Source organism: Aeromicrobium alkaliterrae, from assembly GCF_039529015.1.
GTDB lineage: Bacteria > Actinomycetota > Actinomycetes > Propionibacteriales > Nocardioidaceae > Aeromicrobium > Aeromicrobium alkaliterrae.
Map to the genome: position 1 here is coordinate 817,794 of NZ_BAAAME010000004.1, position 20,875 is coordinate 838,668.

The following is a 20,875-nucleotide window of genomic DNA, read 5'->3' on the forward strand; positions in this document are numbered from 1 at the left end:
CGCCGCGACCACGGCCGCGTGACCCTGGTCGGCGGCGGGCCGTCCGACCCCGGCCTGCTGACCGTCGCCGGCCGCGACGCCCTGCTCGACGCCGACGTCGTCGTGACCGACCGCCTGGCCCCGCTCGCGGCGCTCGCGACGCTCCCGCCGCACGTCGTAATCATCGACGTCGCGAAGATCCCGCACGGCCGCACGACGCCGCAGGAGGAGATCAACCGTCTCCTGGTCGAGCACGCCAGCGCCGGGCGGCACGTCGTGCGGCTCAAGGGCGGCGACTCGTTCGTGTTCGGCCGCGGCGGTGAGGAGGTCGACGCGTGCCGCGAGGCCGGCATCCCGGTCACGGTCGTCCCGGGCGTGACGTCCGCGATCGCCGCTCCCGAGCTGGCCGGCATCCCGGTGACCCACCGCGGCACGAGCCAGGGCTTCACGGTCGTCTCGGGCCACCTCCCGCCGAGCCACCCCGAGTCCACGGTCGACTGGGCCGCTCTGGCCCGCGCCGGCACGACGATCGTCGTGCTGATGGGCGTGCGCACGCTGCCCGCGATCGCCGAGGCGCTGACCGCCGGCGGGCTCACCGGCACGACCCCCGCCGCCGTGGTGGCCGACGCCGGGCAGCCCAGCCAGCGCGTCGTGCGCGGCACCGTCGCGACGATCGCCGCTCTTGCCGCCGAGGCGGGCATCGGCGCCCCCGCGGTGACGGTGTTCGGCGAGGTGGCCGCGATCGGGGCCCCGGCCGAGGTGTCCGCGTGATCGCGTGGCTGCGGCACGGCCAGTCGACGTGGAACGCCGCCGGTCGGTTCCAGGGCCACACCCCCTACCCACCGCTCACGGCGCTCGGCGTCGAGCAGGCCCAAGCAGCGGCCGAGCAGGCACGCGGGTTCGGGATCGAGCACCTCGTGTCGTCTCCCGCCGTGCGCGCACGACAGACCGCGATGATCGTCGGCCGCGCCCTGGACCTGCCGGTCCACCTCGACCCGCGCCTCGTCGAGCAGGGCTACCTCGAGCCGCTCGACCTCGTCGCCCGGCGCACGGCGGACGCCCTCGCAGCCGTGCCGGCCGGGGCCCGCCTCCTGGTCGTGAGCCACGGCGACGTCATCGCGCTGGCCCTCGCGCAGGCCACCGGCGAACCCCCGCGCCTGCCCGACAACGGCGAGCTGCAGGTCGCTCCCTGAGACGTTCGACCCACCCGTCGCACCCTGCAACCGTCATGCCCTACGATGCGAATCGATCGAGACCTCGGAAGCCGGTGGAAGTCCGGCACAGTCGCGCTACTGTGACACCCGCTCCGGCGGGTGGAGTCAGACCCGAGCCTCGGCATTCCACCCACCACGGGACGCTCGTATCCCGAAGGAGTTCATGATGAGCCAGCTCAACCCGACCGCCGTTCCCCAGGTCGCCCCGGTCGCCATCCCGGTCCGTCAGCTCGCCCCCTGGGCGCTCTTCGCCGCGCTGCTCGCGGTCGTCGTGACGTACTTCGTCGGCGCCGAGCAGGGTGCCTTCTCGCTGCTCTCCGGCACCGACGTGCACGAGTGGGTCCACGACGGACGCCACCTGCTCGGCTTCCCCTGCCACTGACGCTCGCCTCGCACGACGCCCGCTGACCGCTCCGGTGGCTGGGCGTCGTCCCCCTCGCCGGCTTGGCCGGCCCCCGTGGCGTGGCGTCACGCCGTCATGCCCTCCTGGACGGAACCTCCATGAACGCACGCAGCTTTCTGATCAACGGCCTGATCGCCGGTCTCCTCGGCGGCCTGATCGCCTTCGTCGTCGCCCTCGGCGTCGGTGAGCCCGCCATCGACGACGCCATCGCGCTCGAGGAGAGCGCCGCCGCACCCGCCGAGCACTCGCACGACGAGGACGAGGCGCACTCGCACGACGAGGCGGCCGGTGGCCACTCCCACGGTGACGAGGAGGGTGGCATCACGCGCGGCCAGCAGGCCGGCCCCGGCCTCGCGACCGCCACAGGCCTGATCGGCACGATCCTCGGCGGTCTCGTCGGCATCGGCGCCGCCTTCGCCGCGGGCCGCTTCGGCCGCCTCACGCCCGTCGCGACGACCGCACTGGTCGCCGGTGTCGGATTCGTGGCCGTGGTCCTGGTGCCGTGGCTGAAGTACCCGCCGAACCCGCCGGCCGTCGGCAGCGGCGACACGATCGGCGAGCGCACCGCCCTGTACTTCGGCTTCCTCGCGATCTCGCTCCTCGCAGTGCTCGCCGCCGTGATCATCGCCCGCCAGGTGCTCGCCTCCCGCTCGGCGTGGACCGCGACGGCCGCAGCGGGCGCGGTGTACCTGGTCGTCGTCGGCATCGCGACGTTCGTCATGGCGCCCATCGACGAGGTGCCGGACTCCTTCCCGGCCAACACGCTGTTCGAGTTCCGCATCGGGTCGCTGCTGACGCAGGCTTCGCTGTGGCTCGTGCTGGGCGTCGTGCTCACGGGCCTGGTGCACCGCGCCTGGACCCGCGAGTCCGCCGAGCTCGCACGCCGTGAGGCGGCTGCTGCGCTGTGACCTCCGGACCGGACCTCGCGCCGACGCTGCCCCCGGCCGGCACGCCCGTCCCTGCCCCGGACCCCGCGCTCGTCGAGGCGGCCCGGGAGCGGCTCGGCGGGCTGGCCACGCCGGCGGGCGCGCTCGGCCGGCTCGGTGACCTCGCGGTCTGGGTCGCCGCGACCCAGGGGGCCGTCCCGCCGGCACCGATCGAGCGCGTGCGCGCGGTCGTGCTCGCGGGCGACCACGGCGTGTCCGACCACGGGGTCTCGGCCTATCCCAAGGCGATCACGGGTGCCATGGTGCGCACGTTCGTCGCGGGCCGGGCAGGCGTCTCGGTGCTCGCGCGCCAGCACGGCGTGACCGTCCGGGTGCTCGACCTGGGCGTCGAGGAGGACCTGGCCGACCTCGATCCCGCCGTGCGGGAGTTCAAGGTCCGCGCGGGGTCCGCACCGATCCACCTGCAGGACGCGCTCACGGTGGGCGAGGCCCGTCGGGCGATGGCTGTCGGCGCGATGATCGCCGACCAGGAGATCGCCGCTGGCGCGCAGCTCCTCGTCTCCGGCGACATGGGCATCGGCAACACCACGCCAGCCGCAGCGCTGATCGCCGCCTCGCTCGGCCTGCCCGCCGAGGCGGTCACCGGTCGGGGCACCGGAGTCGACGACGCCGGCCTCGCGCACAAGACCGCCATCGTGCAGCAGGCCCTCGACCGCGTCGGCGACCGAGCCGACGACCCGGTCGTGACGCTCCAGGCGCTCGGCAGCGCCGACCTCACGGCGTCGGCCACGTTCCTCGCGCGGGCGGCGCACGCCGGTGTACCGGTGGTGCTCGACGGCGTCATCAGCGTCGCGGCTGCCCTCGTCGCCGAGCGGCTCGCACCCGGTGCTGCCGCCTGGTTCGTGGCGGGCCACCGTTCGACCGAGCCGGGCCAGGCCATCGCGCTGGAGAAGCTCGGCCTCGAGCCGGTGCTCGACCTCGGCATGCGTCTGGGCGAGGGCAGCGGCGCGGTCGCGGCGGTGCCCCTGATCCGCTCGGCCGGCCTCCTGCTCGCCGACATGGCCCTGCTCGCCGACCTGCTCCCCTGATGGCCTCCCCCGTCCGCACCGGCTGGCTGCTCGCAGCCGGGACGCTGACGGTCGTGCGCTGGCCCGCGCCAGAGCGGGTCGACCGGCGTGCCGCTCGGATCGCGATGCTGCTGGCGCCGCTCGCGGTGGTGCCCATCGGGCTCGTCGTGGCGCTCACGGTGTGGCTCGGGAACGAGGTCGACGCGCCGCCTCTCGTCGTCGGGCTGCTCGCGGTCGGCCTGGTCGGGCTCGGCAGCCGGGGCCTGCACCTCGACGGCCTCTCCGACGTCGCCGACAGCCTCACGGCGTCGCACGACCGCGACCGCTCGCTCGAGGTCATGAAGGGCGGGACCGCCGGCCCGGCGGGCGCGGCGACGCTGGTCGTGGTGCTGGGGCTGCAGGCCGTGGCGATCGCGGCACTGGTCGGCACCGACGCCGGGCCTCTCGTGGCCGGTGCGCTCGTGTGCCTGTCGCGCGCCGCGCTCGCGGTCGACTGCGTCGCCGGGGTGCCGCCGGCCCGCGACTCGGGCCTCGCGGTCAGCTTCGCGCAGACCGTGCCGCGCGCGGCCGCCATTGGCACCTGGATCGTCGTGGTCGCCGCGTGCGTCGGCCTGGCCCTCGCCGCGGACCTGCCGTGGTGGCGCGGGCTCGTGCTTGGCGCCGCCCTGCTCGCCGGCGCCGTCGCGGTGCTGGAGCGGTGCGTCCGGCGCCACGGCGGCGTGACCGGCGACTGCTTCGGTGCCTCGATCGAGATCGCGCTGGCGGCAGGCCTGATCGCCGCGAGCATCCCGTGAGCTGGTCGCGGGCCGTCGGCCTGGCGCTGGGGATCGCGGCCGACCGCCTGCTCGGCGACCCCGCGCGATGGCACCCCGTGGCGGGCTTCGGCCAGGCGGCCGGGGCGCTGGAGCGGCGGGTGTATGCCGACGACCGGCGGCGCGGCGTCGCCTTCACCGCCGTCGCGGTCGGATCGGTCACGGCGGCGGGAATGCTCGCCGAGCGAGGCACCGCCGGGCGCCCGGTCCGGCACGCCCTCGTCACCGCGGTCGCCACGTGGGCCGTGGTGGGTGGTCGGACTCTCGGGCGCGAGGCCGCGGCGGTCGGTGAGCACGTCATCGCCGGCGACCTCCCCGCCGCCCGTCAGCGCGTGCGCAGCCTCGTCGGCCGCGACCCGAGCACGCTCGACGCCGACCAGCTCGCGCGTGCCGTGGTGGAGTCGGTCGCCGAGAACACGTCCGACGCGGTCGTCGGACCGCTGTGGTGGGGGGCCGTCGCGGGGGTGCCGGGGCTCGTCGGCTACCGCGCGGTCAACACGCTCGACGCGATGGTGGGCCACCGCTCCGCGCGCTACCTGCGGTTCGGCTGGGCCTCGGCCCGCCTCGACGACGTCGCCAACCTGGTGCCCGCCCGCCTTGCGGCGGCGCTGGCGTCGGTGGCGGCTCCGGTGGTGGACGGCCGACCTGTCGACGCCCTTCGCGCCTGGCGCGAGGACGCACCGGGGCACCCGAGCCCCAACGCGGGCGCCGTCGAGGCCGCCTTCGCGGGCGCGCTGGGCGTGCAGCTCGGCGGGGTCAACCACTACGAGGGCGTGGTCGACGACCGCGTCCGCATGGGCACCGGCCCGGCTCCGGCGCCCAGGGACATCCCGAGGTCCGTGACGCTGGCGTCGGCGGTCGGCCGGGGCGCCCTCGCCGTCGCCGCCGTGGTGGCCGCCCGACGCCCCTGACCCCCTCCCCCAGATTTGCGCCGAGATGTGCAGAAGCGCCACCCCGGTTCCGCGCATCTCGGCGCAAATCTGGGGACGGTGGGGTCAGGGGCGGGTGGCGAGCCAGGGGAGGACGGCGGCGGGATCGGTGACCGAGGGGACCTCGGGGGCCGGGTCGTGGCGACGGACGACGACGACCGGGATGCCGCGCTCGGCCGCGGCCTCCATCTTGGGCCAGGTGTGCGAGCCGCCGGAGTCCTTCGTGACCACGACGTCGAGACCGTGCTGGTCGATCAGCGCCAGCTCGCCCTCCAGCGCGTAGGGCCCGCGGCTCAGCAGCAGGGTCCACCTCTCCGGCAGCGCGACGTCCGGCGGATCGACGACGCGCGCCAGCGCAGCGTGCGACGCGAGCGGCCCGACGAAGCGGTCGAGCGACTGACGTCCGATCGTGAGGAACGGCCGCTCCCCCAGCGAGGCGGCCGCACGCGCCGCCGCGTCGTGGTCGTCGACCCAGTGCCAGGTCTCGGCGCCGGGAGACTCGCTCCAGCCGGGTCGCGCCAAGCGGAGCAGTGGGACGCCCTCCGCCGCGCAGGCCGCCGCCGCGTTGCAGGACATGCCCACCGCGAACGGGTGCGTCGCGTCGACCACGGCCGTCACGCCCCGCTCCCGCAGGTGCTGCCGCAGTCCGTCGACCCCGCCGAACCCGCCGATCCGCACCGGTCCGACCGGGAGCTGCGGCCGCGCCACTCGCCCCGCGAGCGAGGACTCGAACGCGATGCCGGCAGCCTGGAGCTCGCGTGCCAGCGCACGCGCCTCGCCGGTGCCGCCGAGCAGCAGGACGTGCGGCCCTCGGGTCACTGCTCGGCCCCCGGCGCGAGGCGGCGCAGGCCCCGCGGCGGCCCGGACGTGGCGAGCTCGAGCAGTCGGTCGACGTCCAGGTGCTGCTCGGCGAGCTCACCGAGCAGGTCGAGCCGGGCCTCGCGCCGCTCGGCGAAGGAGACCTCGGCCGTGGGCGCCGGACGTCCGGCAGCCGACGCGACCTCGGCGAGCAGGGCCCGACGGAACTCGTCCGACTCCAGGCTGCCGTGCCACATCGTGCCGAAGACGTTCCCCTCGCGACCGCCCGCCAGGAAGTCCTCCACATCCGCTCCCCGGGTGATGCGCCCGTGGTGGATCTCGTAGCCCGCGGCCGCGTGGCCGAGGGCCTCGCCGGTCGGCAGCCGCAGCACCTTGTCCGCGCCGAAGTCGGTGCGGACGTCGAGCAGCCCGAGCCCGGCCACCTCGGCTCCCGCCGGACCCTCGACGCCGTCGGGATCAACCACAAGCCGCCCCAACATCTGGAAGCCGCCGCAGATCCCCAGCACGGCCCGGCCCGAGGCCGCGTGCTTCGCGATCGCGTCGGCCAGGCCCCGCTCGCGCAGCCACGCGAGGTCGCCCATCGTGGCTCGCGTGCCCGGAAGCACGACGAGGTCGGCACCGTCGAGGTGGTGCGGCTGGGAGGCGAACACGAGGTCGATCTCGGGCTCGATGCCCAGCGCGTCGACGTCGGTGAAGTTGCTGATGCGCGGCAGCCGCACGACCGCGACCCGCAACGCCGCCTCGCGGTCGCCCGCGCGCCGTCCCTCCAGGTCGAGCGCGTCCTCGGAGTCGAGCCACACGTCCGGGTGCCACGGCAGCACGCCGAGCGTGGGTCGGCCCGAGAGCTCGGCCAGCCGCTCGATGCCCGGCGCCAGCAGCGACACGTCGCCGCGGAACTTGTTCATGACGAAGCCGGCGACGAGGTCCTGGTCGGCGCCCTCGAGCAGCGCGACGGTGCCGAACAGCGCCGCGAAGACGCCGCCGCGGTCGATGTCGCCGACCACGACGGTCGGCAGCGACGCGTGCCGCGCGAGCCCCATGTTGACGTAGTCGTTCGCCCGCAGGTTGATCTCGGTGGGCGATCCGGCCCCCTCGGCGACGATGACGTCGTAGCGCGACGCGAGGTCGTCGAGCGCCGCGAAGGCGGCCTCCGCCAGGTGCGCGCGACCGCCGTCGACGAAGCTGCGCGCTCCGAGCGTGCCCGCCGGGCGGCCCATCACGACGACGTGGCTCGTGTGGTCCGAGCCGGGCTTCAGCAGCACGGGGTTCATCGCCGCCTCGGGCGCGGCACCTGCTGCGACGGCCTGGATCCACTGCGCCCGACCGATCTCGCCGTGCAAGCCGGTGGTTTCGGTACCCCTTTCGAGGCTCGTTCCTCGCACCTCAAGGGGCGGAAAGCCTCCGGGCCCTGAGGTGCGAGGAGGAACGACGAGCCTCGAAGGGCTCACCTCAGGGGGCGGAGAGCCTCCGGGCCCTGAGGTGCGAGGAGGAACGACGAGCCTCGAAGGGTCGGCCTCAGCCCGCACGACCATCGAGTTGTTCGACATGTTCTGGCTCTTGAACGGCGCGACCGACACCCCGCGACGCGCGAAGGCACGGCAGATCGCGGTGGTGACGACGGTCTTGCCCGCGTCGGAGGTCGTGCCGGCGACCAGCAGACCCCTCATGCGGAGGGCTGCTTGTTGAGCCACGGCGCGAGCAGGCGCGTGATGAACGGCAGCGCCAGGTACGTCATGACCGGCGTCATCACGAGCACGCTGATCAGCACGCGCAGCGGCAGCACCAGGTCGGGGAACAGGTGGCTCGACGCCCAGTTCGCCGCCACGCTGAGCGGGAAGAACACCAGGAAGATCGCGCACATCTGCTTCCACCGCGGCGGCGGGACCGGCGTGGGCCGCAGGTCCTGCACGTCGACGCTGCTCGGCTCGTCGAACCAGCCCTCGATCCCGGTGCGCTGCTCGTGCCGGGCCTCCTCGACGAAGCCCTGCGCCGACTCGAGCCACCAGCGCCGCTGCTCGGACTCGTTCCAGGCGTCGAGGTGGGCGTGGGAGTCGAAGCGGTAGAGCATGTGCCACTCGGTCGAGCCGGCCGCCGGCCGCACCCAGCCCGACCCGAGGAACCCGTCGAACCGCTCCGACAGCTGCGTGCCGGCCCGCAGCCACGCGAGCATCTGCTGCTCGTGGTCGGGGTCGACGTGCCGCGTGATGGAGACGGTGACGGGTCCGGTCATGCCCCCAGGCTAGGCCTCGGCGTTCGAGGCCCGGTCAGGCGTTCCGGGCGCGACGGCGCAGGAAGTACACGGCACCGCCCACGACGACCAGCACCCCGACCATCAGACCGAAGATGAGCCAGGCCGTGGGGGCACCGGCGTCCTCCGCGGCCTCGCTGGAGGGCTCGATCGTCTCCTCCGCTACCGACGGCGTGGCGGTGGGTCCGTCCGTGGCCTCGGCCTCGGCCGGCACGAGGGCCGTCGAGGTGAAGAGCTGCGTGTCGGTCGACTGGTCGGGCGCGGTCGCGGGCTGGCCGTTCGGCACGAAGTGGAACGTCACGAGCTCGCCGCCCGTGGCCTCGAAGATCGTCGTGTCCTGCTGCGCCTCGGACCACGGGCCGTTGACGTCGGCGGTGAAGAAGGCCCACGCGCCGCTGTCGTTGCCGTCGTCGCCGCAGCTGTCCTGCGTCGGCGTGGGGTAGCCGTCGATGCGGCAGATCGTCGCGATGTCGTCGTCGGTGACGTCGATCGGGATGTTCGTGGCCTTCACCAGGTCGACCACCGAGTCGCCCGCCGCGTCCTGGACGCACAGCGAGGTGTACTCACCGCCGGCGGTCGAGGCGTCGACCGTGACCACGACGTCGGTCTGCGGGTCGCACTGCTCCTTGACCTGCGAGGCCGGCGATCCGGCCGAGGTCGCGGCGACGGCCGGGGCCGCTCCGAGCCCGACGAGGCTCAGCAGGAGCAGCAGGATCGCGCTGCGGGTGCGCGTGGTCATGACGGATCACTCCCCAGGTCGACGGACCGGCCCGTCGTCGAGCGGTTTCTAGCCGACCAGCGTGTTCACGTAGAAGCGGTAGAGGAACGCCGCCATCTGCTCACGCAGCACGGGGTCCGAACCGCGGAACGTGCGCGTGCCGTTGGGGCCCTCGTAGCCCGTCGTCACGCCGACCGCGTCGAGCCACGTGATCTGCTTGTAGAACGTGGCCGTCGTCGGGACGTCGGTGAACGGCGACGTCGCGGGAGCCGTGAAGGTCGGGCTCCCCGCGAGGCGGTAGAGGAACGCCGCCATCTGCTCGCGCAGCACGGGGGCGCTCGGACGGAACGTGTTGTCCGCGTAGCCCGTCGTGATGCCCTCGGAGGCCAACCACGCGATGTGCTTGCTGAAGGTGTTGTTCACCGCGTCGGAGAACGTCGCGTTCGGGGCGCCGGCCGGCGGGTTGGTGCCCTCGTTGTCGTAGCGGTAGAGGAACGCCGCCATCTGCTCGCGCAGCACCGGCTGCGAGCCGCGGAACGACGTCGAGCCGTTCGCCTCGGCGTAGCCCGTCGTGATGCCGCGGCTCGAGAGCCACGCGATCTCGGTGAAGAAGGTCGCGGTGGTGGGCGTGTCGCTGAACTCCGTCGTGCCGTCGAGGACGGCCAGTCCGCCGTAGGCCTGAGCGGCCGCGAACGTGGCGCCCGTGCGCTCGAAGGCGGACAGCGAGCCGGCCTCGGTGGCGCCGTTGAAGTCCTCCTGCGTCGACAGGATCGCGCCGACGTCACCGGCGAGGCTGCCCGCCCCGCTGACGGAGTCGAGCTGCAGCGTGCGGACGAACCCGGCCGCGCGGGTGGCCCGGCGGTCGGGTGCGAGCTCGGACGAGGTGGTGAACGCCTCGAACGCCTGCGCGGCGAGCAGCGTCGAGCTGGCCGACGGGTTGAAGGTGCCAGCGGGGAACTCGAACCCGAACGAGCCGTCGGCCTGCTGCTGGGAGCCCAGCCAGTCGGTCGCGTCGGAGGCGAACCCCTGGGCGTTGCCGATGTTGTTCTGCGCCGCCGCGAGCGCGATCACGGCACGGGCCGTGGTGTCGACGTCGGAGAAGCAGTCCTCCGGGCCGGTCGGGAACGCGAACGGGAATCCGCCGTCGTCGCACTGGGCGTTGACGAGCGCCTCGGCCGCGGCCGTCGTGCTCGCGCTGCCGTTCTCGGCGAGCGCCTCGACGGCGTAGGTCTGGTTGAACACCGAGCCCTTGCCCTGCTGCGAGCCGCCCTGGTTGAGCGCCTGGCCGTTGCTCGCGAGCGTGCCCTCGAGCTGGGCCAGCAGGTTCTCCCCGCCGAAGTCGGTGGCCGAGCCGGTGACGGTCGCGGCGAGCACGGTCTTGGCCAGCGTGCCGGCGTTGAGGAACGTGCCCTGCTCCTGCGCCTGGCCCTCGGGCGGCGCCGGGAACGTCGGGTTCACGTAGCCCTCGTAGTTCGCCTCGAGGCCCGCGGTCAGCGCGGTGACGGCCTCGGGGTGCGCCTCCTGGTGATCGAACGACACGATCGCGTCGGCCGCGATGCCGAAGTCGGGGTTGTTGCCGCTGTACGCCGACAGCAGGAAGCCCTGCCCGGCCTGCGGGCCGGTTCCGGCGACGACCTCGCCGGCGAGCCAGTCGCCCGCGGAGACCGAGGGCTGGCTGTCGGCCGGGGTGGCCGCGACGGCGGCCGGGGCCACCAGGGCGAGGGGCGCGAGAACGGCGGCAGCCGCTCCGAGCCCGAGCAGACGTGTGGATCTCGACATGCGTTGTTCCTTCCAGCTGCACACCTCGGCAGCTTGGGTGGGTGCCGTCGTGAGGAGGTGCTCCGGCTCGCCGCCACGGGCGGCACACGGTTGCGGGTCAGCGCCGGAGTTGCACCGGCTTCCCCTCGGGGCACGACGGGCCTGGGATCCCAGACGCCCTGAAGGTAACACCGCCCGGCCGCCCCTGCCCCCGGTTCACCCGAGGCGAGAGGCCGTCAGCGGGTCGAGGCGGGCGCGCCCGGCTCGGCGGGTGCCAAGGTCGTCACGATGCGCACCCGGCGCAGGGCGCGGCGGAAGGTCGTCAGCAGCGCGGGACCGAGCACCACGAGCAGCACGCCGGTCGTGATCGCGCGACCGGTGTCCCAGCCCCAGGTCGAGGTCAGCAGGGTGAACACGACGAAGCGGTGCAGGTTGTCGAGCACCGGGTCGCCCGGCACCATCTGCAGCCCGTCACCGGCACCCGGCACCGCGATGCCGAGCGTGAAGGGCCACGACGACAGGTTCATCAGGAACCCGTACAGGTAGGCCGCGACGACCCCGTAGGCGACGAGCAGCGCGATCTCCCAGCGACCCGTGACGCGGCGCGGCAGCAGGCCCGCACCCATGCCGACCCAGGCGGCGCACATCATCTGGAACGGCAGCCAGGGTCCGACACCGGACGTCAGCAGCGCCGACGTGAACAGGCTGGTGCACCCCAGGGCGAAGCCGAAACCGGGGCCGAAGACGCGACCGCCGAGGATCAGCAGGAAGAACACGGTCTCGATCCCGGCGACGCCCGCGCCCAGCGAGCGGATCGCACCGTTGACCGCGGTGAGCACGGCCAGCACCGCGAGGGTGCGGGAGTCCATGCCGCCCTCGGTCAGCTCGGCGACGACCAGCCCCAGCACGATCGGGAAGATCAGCATGAACAGGAACGGCTGGTCGACCCGTTCGACCCCCGCGGCCGGTTGCAGGATCAGCGGCCACGCGAACATCACCAGGCCAGCCAGGCTGGCGACGGCCAGGACCATCGCCGACCGGCGGCCGACGTGCAGCGAGGTCGGGCGGCTCTCGCTCATCGCGATCCCCCGTCCGGCAGGGCGGCGGCGGGAAGAGCGGCCTCCACCTGCGCCACCGTGAGCCACGGCGGGCCGAGGACCTTGGTGACCTGCGGGGCGAATGCCGGGGACTCGGTGAGCACCCGGGCGGCCGGTCCCCGCGAGACGATCTCGCCCTCGGCCATCACGACGACCTCGTCGGCGACCCCCGCCACGAACTCCACGTCGTGGCTCGAGACGACGATCGCGCGTCCCTCGGCGGCGAGCGTACGGAGGATCGCGGTCAGCGCCTCCTTCGCGGGGTAGTCGAGCCCGCGGGTCGGTTCGTCGAGCGCCACGACCCGCGGGGCCGACGTCACGACGACGGCCACGACGAGCGCGAGCCGCTGCCCCTCCGAGAGGTCGCGCGGGTGACGGTCGCCGGGAACGCCGGGCGCGAGCCGGTCGAGGTGGTCGCGGCAGGTGCCCGCGGCGACGTTCGCCTGCCGGTCGGCCGCAGCGCACTCGTCGTCGACGGTCTCGAGGAACAGCAGGTCGGCGGCGGTCTGCGGCACCAGGCCCACGAGCTCGCGGGCCTTCTCGGGCCGGGCGGCGGCGGGGTCCACGCCGTCGACCGCGACCGAGCCGGAGCGACGGCGCACGCCACCCTGCAGCGCCCAGAGGAGCGAGGACTTGCCGGCACCGTTGCGACCCATCAGGCCCGTGACGCGTCCGGCCACGAGCGTCAGGTCGACGTCGCGGACCGCGGGGGTCGTGCCGTGCAGGACCGAGACCCCCCGGGCGACCAGGACGTCAGCACCCTCGGGCAGCAGCGGCGGCGAGGGCTCGCCCAGCCGGTCGACGACCTCGCTGCGGCGGCGCCGCGCCTCGCGCACCGAGAGCGGCAGCGGCGACCACCCGGCGAGACGGCCCAGCTCGACGATCGGCGGCGCCACGACCGAGCCCGCCAGCACCTCGGCCGGAGGGCCGGACGTGACCTGCCCGTCGGCGACCGCGACGACCTTGTCGGCGAACGGCACGACCCGCTCCATGCGGTGCTCGGCCACGACGACGAGCAGGCCGAGGTCGTGCACGAGGCGGGCGATCGTGGCCAGCACCTCCTCGGCCGCCGTGGGGTCGAGCGCGGACGTGGGCTCGTCGAGCACGAGGACCCGCGGGTGCATCGTCAGCACGGCACCGATCGCGACACGCTGCTGCTGGCCGCCCGAGAGCGAGAGCAGCGAGCGGTGCCGCAGCTCGGCGATGCCGAGCAGGTCCAGCGTCTCCTCGACCCGGCGCCGCATCGTCTGCGGATCGAGCCCGAGCTGCTCCATGCCGTAGGCGAGCTCCTCCTCGACGGTGTCGCTGACGAACCCGCTGAGCGGGTCCTGCGCGACGTAGCCGACGAGGTGGGCGAGCTCGCGCGGCGGCGTGCCGACGACCGAGACGCCGTCGACCAGCACGTCTCCGGCCAGCGTGCCGCCGGTGAAGTGGGGCACCAGGGAGTTGAACATCCGCAGCAGCGTCGACTTGCCGGATCCCGTGCGGCCGCACACGAGGACCAGCTCGGCGTCGTCGAGCTGGAGGTCGACGTGGCTCAGCACCACGTCGTCGCCGTAGGCGAAGGAGACGTCACGCAGCGTCAGCACGAGCGACCTCCCGGGGCGTGGTCGGCGAGCCGTCGGGGCTCGGCGCGGCAGCCGGCGCCGGGGTCAGGAGGGCGGGCAGCGCGCCGACGAGCACCGCGAGCACGCACCACACCGGCAGCGTCGGCAGGGCGTCGAGCGGCGGGATCACGGCGGCCGGGACCGCACCGTCGGCGACCTCCATGAGCGCCGCGACGGCGACGCCGCTGGCGGCCGTGAACCACTCCGGTGCGAGCCACCGCTGCGGCCGGTAGCGCGTGCGCTGCACCCGCCGGCCTGCGGCCGTCATCGCGAGCAGGGCGACACCGGCACCGAGCACCAGCGCGGGGATGCCGATCACACGGGGCGCCGTCGCGTCGAGGTAGCCGTAGATGCCGACCGTCAGCAGGAACAGCGCGACGAGGACCAGGGCGCCCGTCACGAACCGCTGTCGCGGGGTGGCCCGGCCCGAGCGTCCGTAGCCGCGCGCGTCCATGCCGGCCGCGAGGGTCATCGACCGCTCGAGCGCGTCCTCCAGCACCGGCACGACGATGCGGCGCAGCACCGCGGTGCGGCGCATCCCGTCGCCGCGCAGACGACGCGCGCGCCGCACGCGCTGGACGCTCTCGGCGAGCTGGGGGAACAGCGACAGCGCGACGACGATCGTCGTGCCGACCTCGTACAGCGCCGGCGGCACCGACTTCAGCAGGCGCTTGGGGTTCGCGAGGGTGTTCGCGGCACCGACGCAGATGATGATCGTGCCGAGCCGCATCCCGTCGTAGAGGCCCGACAGGATCGATGCGCGGGTGACGTCGCCCAGCAGCCGGATGCCCCGCGCGGCCTCGGGCAGCGGGATCTCGGGCAGGCGCAGGAGCACGACGTCGTCGCTGTAGCCGCCGCCCGCCAGGAGCACGTGGAACACGACGCGCACCACGACGACGACGAGCGCGAAGTAGACGTAGAAGCGGAACGAGAGCGCCCAAGGGGCGTCGGTCCGACGAGCCGCGACGACCAGGGCGGCGACGGCGCAGATCAGCAGGAGGGCGAACGGGTTCAGCGTCGTCGAGGCCGCGGCGGCCAGGGCGAGCGCCCACACCCACCAGGCACCGGGTGCGAGGTCGCGGGGCAGCGAGGCCCGGCCCTTCTCAGGCACCGCCCTGTCGCCTTCGCCGGACCAGGACCACCGCGGCGCCCATCAGGCCGATCACGACCACGGCGAGCAGGAGTCCCCACACGCTTCCGCCCTCGCGCTCGGCGACCTCGGCGGAGGTGGACTCGCGCTCGTCGCCGTCGACCGCGTCGCCGGGCGAGGAGCTCTGGCCGTCGGCGGGAGTCTCGGTGGGAGCAGCAGACTCGGTGGGCGTGGCCGACGGGCCCGGCATCGTGGGCGCCGTGGTCGGCGACCCGGAGCCGCCACCCGTGCCGCCGGTGCCTCCACCGCCCGATCCCCCGCCCGACGTGCCCGGGTCGGCCGGAGCCGGGGCCGCGGGGGCCGGGCCGACCGGCGTGACCGACGGTGCGGTGCGCGTGGCGCTGCTCTGCCAGACGAAGGCGACCCACGTGCCGGCCTTGACGCGCTGCCCGTTCACACCGACGCTCGCGTAGCGCCAGGTGCCCGAACCCGGGTCGGAGACGAAGAGCGCCCAGTAGGCGTCGGTCTCGAAGCAGCGGTTGTCGGAGGGGAAGCCGTCGATGCGGCAGACCGCGCCGGTCTGCCCGGGGACGTCCTCGAGCGCGAAGCCCTCACCCGTGAACGAGTCGCGCGCGAAGCCGCCCGGGGTGGCGTCGCACCGGACCTGGGAGTTCACGACGACCGTGACCCCCGTGCCACGCGTGCACGCCCCGGAGGCCGCCTCGGCAGGGCTCGCCACGACGACGGGCAGCGCGAACGCGGCACCGGTGACGGCGAGCGCGAGAAGTCCGCGCAGGGCTCGGGGCAACATCGATGTCCTCCCGCTGTACTCCTCGACAGCGTTGACGGGTAGGAGTCGCGCGCAAGCTTTCCGGCTCAGCACCTCGCGGTGCTCCACGGTTGCGGGTCAGCGCCGGATTCGGACCGGCTTCCCTCGCCACGCGACTGCAGGGATGGCCCCTGAGGGCCACCTTCGAACCTACCATTCCCGGGACAGATCGCCGGTGTCGTGAGGAGCCGCCCGATCCCGCGCGCGATCAGGCCCGCCGCACTACCGTGGTGGCATGACGCTGGCTGACGAACTCCGCATCGCTCTGGACGGCAAGTGGCGGCACGTGCGGGAGGAGTCACGCACGCGCCTGGCCGAGCTCGACCTCGCCGTCGACCCCGACCTCGACCTCGAGGGCGCTCGCGACCACACGTTCGCGCAGCTCAAGGACCTCGTGCAGACCGGCATCCCGGCCGCGGGCTTCCGCGAGTCCCACGGCGGCCTGGGCGATCCGGGCATGGCCGTCACCGGCATCGAGATGCTGGCGCAGTTCGACCTGTCGCTCATGGTCAAGGCCGGCGTGCAGTGGGGCCTGTTCGGCGGCGCGGTCGAGAACCTCGGCACCGACCGGCACCACGCACTGATCCCGCGCATCATCGACCTCGACCTCGTCGGCTGCTTCGCGATGACCGAGATCGGTCACGGCAGCGACGTGCAGAGCCTCGAGACCACCGCGACGTACGACCCCCAGACGCAGGAGTTCGTGGTCCACTCCCCCACGCACAGCGCCACCAAGGACTACATCGGCAACGCGGCGCGCCACGCGTCGATCGCCGCGGTCTTCGCCCAGCTCGTCACGCGCGGCGAGTCCCACGGCGTGCACTGCTTCCTCGTGCCGATCCGCGACGAGCACGGCGAGGACATGCCGGGCGTCACGACCGCCGACGACCACCACAAGGGCGGCCTCCGGGGCGTCGACAACGGCCGCATCAGCTTCGACGAGGTGCGCATCCCCCGCGAGAACCTGCTCAACCGCTACGGCAACGTCGACGAGAACGGCGCCTACAGCTCGCCGATCGACGACACCGGCAAGCGCTTCTTCACGATGCTCGGCACCCTCATCCGCGGCCGCATCAGCGTGGGCGGCTCGGCGCTCGCCGCGTCCGAGGTCGCCCTCAGCATCGCCGGTCGGTACGCGCTCAAGCGCCGCCAGTTCGGCCCCGCCGACGGCGAGGAGACCCTCCTGGCCGACTACCGGATGCACCAGCGTCGTCTGCTCCCCCTGATCGCCCGCGGCTACGCGTACCGCTTCGCGCAGAACCAGCAGGTCGCGCGCATGGACAAGCTGCAGCGGTCGGACAACCCCGACGCGCAGCAGCAGCGCGAGCTCGAGGGCCGCGCCGCGGGCCTCAAGGCGATCCTCACGTGGCACGCGTCGCGCTCGGTGCAGGAGTCGCGCGAGCTGTGCGGCGGCGCGGGCTACCTCGCCGAGAACCGCATCTCGACGCTCCGCGGCGACATCGACGTCTTCACGACGTTCGAGGGCGACAACCACGTCATGCTGCAGCTCGTCGCGAAGGAGCTGCTGACCGCCTACGCGCACGAGGTCGGCGGCCTCGACCCGCTGGGCATGGTCAAGTTCGTGGCCAGCACCGTGACCGACGTCGTGCGCGAGCGCACCGCCGCCTCGCAGCTGATCCAGCGCCTGATCGACGCCCGCCCCGGTGGTGGTGACGACGACCACGACCTGCTCGACCGCGGCACGCAGCTCGAGCTCTTCGAGGACCGCGAGCAGCACGTCATCGAGACCGCGGCCCGCCGTCTGCAGCGCGCCGCCGGCGCCGACAGCGCCGAGGCGTTCCGCATCTTCAACAACGCCCAGGACCACGTGATCCGCTGCGGCCGGGTGCACATCGACCGCATCGTGCTCGAGGCGTTCACGGCCGGCATCGCCCGCTGCGAGGACGAGGACGCCGCCGACCTGCTCCGCGAGGTCGCCACCCTCTACGCGCTCAGCGTGATCGAGGACGACCTGGCCTGGTTCATGGGCCACAACCGCCTCTCGGACGCCCGCGCGAAGACCGTCACGTCGCTGCTGAACGACCAGCTCGACAAGCTGCGGCCGCACCTGCTGACGCTCGTCGAGGGCTTCGGGGTCCCGGAGGCGACGCTGGGCGCGGCGTTCCTGCTCGACCCCCAGCCCGACGCCTGAGCCCGTGACGGTCGAGGTCCGTCGCGCCACGGTCGACGACGGCGAGCTCGTCGCGCGGCTCCTGCGCGACTTCAACGCGGAGTTCGACACCCCGGCGCCGCCCGCCGCGGTGCTGGCTGCGCGCGCCTCCGCACGCATCGTCGGCGGCCAGGTCTCGGTCCTCCTGGCGGGCTCGGACCCGGACGACGCCGACGGCTTCGCCATGACGGTGCAGCGTCCGAGCATCTGGTACTCCGGGCCGGTCGTGCTGCTGGAGGAGCTGTTCGTGTACCCGCACCTGCGCAGCACCGGGATCGGTGCCGCGCTGGTGCAGCGGGTCGTCGCCGACGCCGGGGCGCTCGGCGCCGGCTCGATCGAGATCAACGTCGACGAGGGCGACGACGACGCGCTGCGCTTCTACCTGCGCGAGGGCTTCACCCAGACCGAGCCCGGCGACACCGAGCGCGCCTTCTACCTCTGGCGCGAGCTCGAGAGCCCGTAGCCCGTCGGGCACCGTTGGTTGAGGTGCGAAGGCGCTCTGGCGCCTGAGCCTCGAAACCCTGGCCGGCTCGACCCGAAAGGTCACCGAGGTTTCGAGGCTCGCGCCGCAGGCGGCACTCACACCTCAACCACCGGTGGTCACCCGCCCGCCCCTTGAGGTGCGAGCGAGGAACGAGCGAGCCTCGAAAGGGGTGCGTCAGCCACCCACTCGCCCCGTCAGCCCTCGAAGTCGGGGGTGCGCAGGACGCGGAGGAGCTCGTAGGCCTCGCGCTGCTGGCCGGCGGGCAGCGAGCGCAGGCCGAAGTCGATCGCGGTCAGCGCCTCGGTCGCGGCGTCGAGCACGCGACGTCCGTCGGCGGTGAGCGAGGCCAGGACGCGGCGGCGATCCACCGCGTCGACCGTGCGGTTGACGAGCCCGTCGGCCGCGAGGCGGTCGATCACGTTGGTCACCGAGGTCGGGTGCACCATGAGCCGCTGCCCGATCTTGGACAGGGGAAGCGATCCACGAGAGCTGAAGGACAGCAGCCGCAGCACCTCGAATCGTGCGAAGGTGATTCCCAGTGGCTTGACGGCGGCGTCGAGCTCGGCCAGGAGGAGCTGGTGCACGCGCATGAGTGACGTGGCAAGGCGCATCGAGTCCGCCGGACCGACGTGCTCCTCCCAGAGCTGGCCCGCGCGCTCGATGGGGTCGAAGTCGAGTCCCGGCATGGGGTGGAGCGTAGCGACAAAATTTAGTAGGATGTCAGAGTATTGGACTTCCAAGGAGTGTGTTGACCGTGAGTGACCGTCCCCCCGTGCGCCTCGTCACCGCGTCCGCCCTGTTCGACGGGCACGACGCGAGCATCAACATCATGCGGCGCATCATGCAGTCGCAGGGCGCCGAGATCATCCACCTGGGCCACAACCGCTCCGTCGCCGAGGTCGTCACCGCGGCGATCGAGGAGGACGTCCAGGGCGTCGCGGTCTCGAGCTACCAGGGCGGCCACGTCGAGTACTTCGAGTACCTCGTGGAGTCGCTGCGTGCCCAGGGCGCCGGCCACGTCAAGGTCGTCGGCGGCGGCGGTGGCGTCATCGTGGCCGAGGAGATCAGCCGCCTGCGCGCCTCCGGCGTCACGATCTTCAGCCCCGAGGACGGCCAGCGCCTGGGCCTGCCCGGCATGATCGCCGAGGTCATCGAGTCCTGCGCGTTCGACCTGTCCGACCTCGCCCCGCTCGACGTCGACGCCGTCCTCGCGGGCGACCGCGCCGCGATCGCCCGCGCCATCACGATGGCCGAGGCCGGCAAGCTCACGGGCGAGGCCCGCTCCCGCCTCCTCGAGACCGCCGCGTCGCACGCGACCCCGGTCCTCGGCATCACGGGCACCGGCGGCTCGGGCAAGAGCTCGCTGACCGACGAGCTCGTCCGCCGCCTGCGCGTCGACCAGCAGGACAAGCTGCGCGTCGCCGTCATCGCGGTCGACCCGACCCGCCGCCGCGGCGGCGGCGCCCTGCTCGGCGACCGCATCCGGATGAACTCCCTCGACGGCGACCGCGTGTTCTTCCGCTCGCTCGCGACCCGCGGCGCGCACGAGCTGCCCGAGTCGCTCAACGACGTCATCGCCGTGGCCAAGGCCTCCGGCTTCGACCTCGTCGTCGTCGAGACCCCGGGCATCGGCCAGGGCGACGCGGCCATCGTGCCGTTCGTCGACCACTCGCTCTACGTCATGACGCCGGAGTTCGGCGCGGCCTCGCAGCTCGAGAAGATCGACATGCTCGACTTCGCCGACGTCGTCGCGATCAACAAGTTCGAGCGTCGCGGCGCGAAGGACGCCCTGCGCGACGTCGGCCGACAGCTCGTGCGCAACCGAGAGGCCTTCGGCAAGCGTCCGGAGGACATGCCGGTCTTCGGCACCTCGGCCGCCACGTTCAACGACGACGGCGTCACGGCGCTCTACCAGCACCTGCGCGGCGTCCTCGGCGACGGCGGGCTGCAGCTCGACGAGGGCGTGCTGCCCGCGGTCGACGTCCGCTTCTCCAGCGGCATCCGCCAGGTCGTGCCGCCGGAGCGCGTGCGCTACCTCGCCGAGGTCACCGAGACCGTCCGCGCCTTCCACGAGGAGACCGAGAAGCTCGCTGACGCGGCCGACCGCGTGCAGCGCCTGGAGATCACGGCCGCCGAGCTGGCCGCCGCCGACGTCGACGCGACCTCGGTCGACGGCCTCCTGGAGGCCGCGCGCAAGGAGCTCCCGCACGCCGTGGCCGACCAGATCACCGGCTGGCCCGCGGTCGTGGAGTCCTACTCCGGCGACGAGCAGGTCGTGAAGGTTCGCGACAAGGAGATCCACACGCAGCTGACGCGCGAGTCGCTCTCGGGCAACAAGATCCCCCGCGTCTCGCTGCCGCGCTTCCGCCACCACGGCGAGCTCGTGCGCTTCTGGCGCCGCGAGAACCTGCCGGGCTACTTCCCGTACACGGCGGGCGTGTTCCCGTTCAAGCGCGACGGCGAGGACCCGGCCCGCATGTTCGCCGGCGAGGGCGACCCCTTCCGCACCAACCGCCGCTTCAAGCTGCTCAGCGAGGACGGCGACGCCACCCGCCTGTCGACCGCGTTCGACTCGGTCACGCTGTACGGCCGCGACCCCGACGAGCGCCCCGACATCTACGGCAAGATCGGCACGTCCGGCGTCTCCGTCGCGACGCTCGAGGACATGAAGGCGCTGTACGACGGCTTCGACCTCGCCGCGCCGTCGACCTCGGTCTCGATGACGATCAACGGCCCCGCGCCGACCGTGCTCGCCTTCTTCCTC

The 20,875-nt window shown here is 73.5% G+C and carries 20 protein-coding genes; 10 read left to right on the forward strand and 10 right to left on the reverse strand.

The genetic code is table 11. The annotated features are described in order from the left end of the window. The first annotated feature begins 18 nt into the window (after positions 1-18). The 7 genes from cobA (at position 19) to ABD127_RS12100 (ending at position 5,273) form a co-directional block, all read left to right on the forward strand. Positions 19-750, forward strand: coding sequence for a uroporphyrinogen-III C-methyltransferase (cobA, locus tag ABD127_RS12070; protein ID WP_344202619.1), 732 nt, complete (start codon positions 19-21; stop codon positions 748-750). Next, a complete protein-coding gene (locus ABD127_RS12075; protein WP_344201767.1) occupies positions 747-1,172 on the forward strand; it encodes a histidine phosphatase family protein in 426 nt (141 codons plus the stop codon). The genes cobA and ABD127_RS12075 overlap by 4 nt, the downstream gene beginning before the upstream one ends. Before the next feature lie 187 nt (positions 1,173-1,359). After that, on the forward strand, positions 1,360-1,575 hold the full coding sequence (locus ABD127_RS12080; RefSeq protein ID WP_344201769.1) for a CbtB domain-containing protein: 216 nt from the start codon (positions 1,360-1,362) through the stop codon (positions 1,573-1,575). 119 nt (positions 1,576-1,694) lie between these two features. After that, positions 1,695-2,504, forward strand: coding sequence for a CbtA family protein (locus ABD127_RS12085; protein ID WP_344201771.1), 810 nt, complete (start codon positions 1,695-1,697; stop codon positions 2,502-2,504). After that, positions 2,501-3,571, forward strand: coding sequence for a nicotinate-nucleotide--dimethylbenzimidazole phosphoribosyltransferase (gene cobT, locus ABD127_RS12090; RefSeq protein WP_344201774.1), 1,071 nt, complete (start codon positions 2,501-2,503; stop codon positions 3,569-3,571). Before ABD127_RS12085 ends, cobT begins: the two co-directional genes overlap by 4 nt. Then, positions 3,571-4,344, forward strand: coding sequence for an adenosylcobinamide-GDP ribazoletransferase (locus ABD127_RS12095; protein ID WP_344201777.1), 774 nt, complete (start codon positions 3,571-3,573; stop codon positions 4,342-4,344). The genes cobT and ABD127_RS12095 overlap by 1 nt, the downstream gene beginning before the upstream one ends. Next, positions 4,341-5,273: a cobalamin biosynthesis protein gene (locus ABD127_RS12100; RefSeq protein WP_344201780.1), complete on the forward strand. Its 933-nt coding sequence runs from the start codon at positions 4,341-4,343 to the stop codon at positions 5,271-5,273. The genes ABD127_RS12095 and ABD127_RS12100 overlap by 4 nt, the downstream gene beginning before the upstream one ends. Positions 5,274-5,357: 84 nt before the next feature. On the opposite strand, the gene ABD127_RS12105 is transcribed toward ABD127_RS12100, so the two are convergent. From ABD127_RS12105 to ABD127_RS12145, 9 genes are all read right to left on the reverse strand, one after another. Then, positions 5,358-6,110, reverse strand: coding sequence for a cobalt-precorrin-6A reductase (locus ABD127_RS12105; RefSeq protein ID WP_344201782.1), 753 nt, complete (start codon positions 6,108-6,110; stop codon positions 5,358-5,360). Next, entirely contained in the window at positions 6,107-7,777 is a 1,671-nt protein-coding gene (locus ABD127_RS12110) for a cobyric acid synthase (protein WP_344201785.1), read from the reverse strand. Before ABD127_RS12110 ends, ABD127_RS12105 begins: the two co-directional genes overlap by 4 nt. Next, a complete protein-coding gene (locus tag ABD127_RS12115; RefSeq protein ID WP_344201788.1) occupies positions 7,774-8,340 on the reverse strand; it encodes an antibiotic biosynthesis monooxygenase in 567 nt (188 codons plus the stop codon). The genes ABD127_RS12110 and ABD127_RS12115 overlap by 4 nt, the downstream gene beginning before the upstream one ends. 34 nt (positions 8,341-8,374) lie before the next feature. Next, positions 8,375-9,097, reverse strand: coding sequence for a hypothetical protein (locus ABD127_RS12120; protein WP_344201791.1), 723 nt, complete (start codon positions 9,095-9,097; stop codon positions 8,375-8,377). A 48-nt stretch (positions 9,098-9,145) separates the two neighbouring features. Continuing rightward, positions 9,146-10,855, reverse strand: a complete 1,710-nt coding sequence (locus ABD127_RS12125; RefSeq protein ID WP_344201794.1) for an S-layer homology domain-containing protein — start codon at positions 10,853-10,855, stop codon at positions 9,146-9,148. Between the two features lie 215 nt (positions 10,856-11,070). Next, on the reverse strand, positions 11,071-11,913 hold the full coding sequence (locus ABD127_RS12130; protein WP_344201797.1) for an ECF transporter S component: 843 nt from the start codon (positions 11,911-11,913) through the stop codon (positions 11,071-11,073). Next, the gene (locus ABD127_RS12135; protein ID WP_344201800.1) at positions 11,910-13,520 is read right to left on the reverse strand and encodes an ABC transporter ATP-binding protein; all 1,611 of its coding nucleotides are present in this window, start codon (positions 13,518-13,520) and stop codon (positions 11,910-11,912) included. The genes ABD127_RS12130 and ABD127_RS12135 overlap by 4 nt, the downstream gene beginning before the upstream one ends. Further along, complete coding sequence (locus ABD127_RS12140; RefSeq protein ID WP_344201803.1) at positions 13,504-14,649, reverse strand: CbiQ family ECF transporter T component; 1,146 nt, start codon at positions 14,647-14,649, stop codon at positions 13,504-13,506. The genes ABD127_RS12135 and ABD127_RS12140 overlap by 17 nt, the downstream gene beginning before the upstream one ends. Then, a complete protein-coding gene (locus ABD127_RS12145; protein WP_344201806.1) occupies positions 14,642-15,439 on the reverse strand; it encodes a hypothetical protein in 798 nt (265 codons plus the stop codon). The genes ABD127_RS12140 and ABD127_RS12145 overlap by 8 nt, the downstream gene beginning before the upstream one ends. Before the next feature lie 253 nt (positions 15,440-15,692). Between ABD127_RS12145 and ABD127_RS12150 the strand changes: the two genes are divergently transcribed. Continuing rightward, positions 15,693-17,609 carry an acyl-CoA dehydrogenase family protein gene (locus ABD127_RS12150; RefSeq protein WP_344201809.1) on the forward strand — a complete coding sequence of 639 codons (1,917 nt, stop codon included), beginning with the start codon at positions 15,693-15,695 and terminating at the stop codon, positions 17,607-17,609. Between the two features lie 4 nt (positions 17,610-17,613). Continuing rightward, complete coding sequence (locus tag ABD127_RS12155) at positions 17,614-18,090, forward strand: GNAT family N-acetyltransferase (protein WP_344201812.1); 477 nt, start codon at positions 17,614-17,616, stop codon at positions 18,088-18,090. 215 nt (positions 18,091-18,305) lie between these two features. Here the strand turns inward: ABD127_RS12155 and ABD127_RS12160 are convergent, their stop codons facing one another. Further along, positions 18,306-18,797, reverse strand: coding sequence for a MarR family winged helix-turn-helix transcriptional regulator (locus tag ABD127_RS12160; protein ID WP_344201815.1), 492 nt, complete (start codon positions 18,795-18,797; stop codon positions 18,306-18,308). A gap of 62 nt (positions 18,798-18,859) precedes the next feature. On the opposite strand from ABD127_RS12160, the gene ABD127_RS12165 reads away from it, so the two are divergent. Further along, positions 18,860-20,875 (forward strand): methylmalonyl-CoA mutase family protein (locus tag ABD127_RS12165; RefSeq protein ID WP_344201818.1); only part of this gene is annotated, 2,016 nt, incomplete at its 3' end.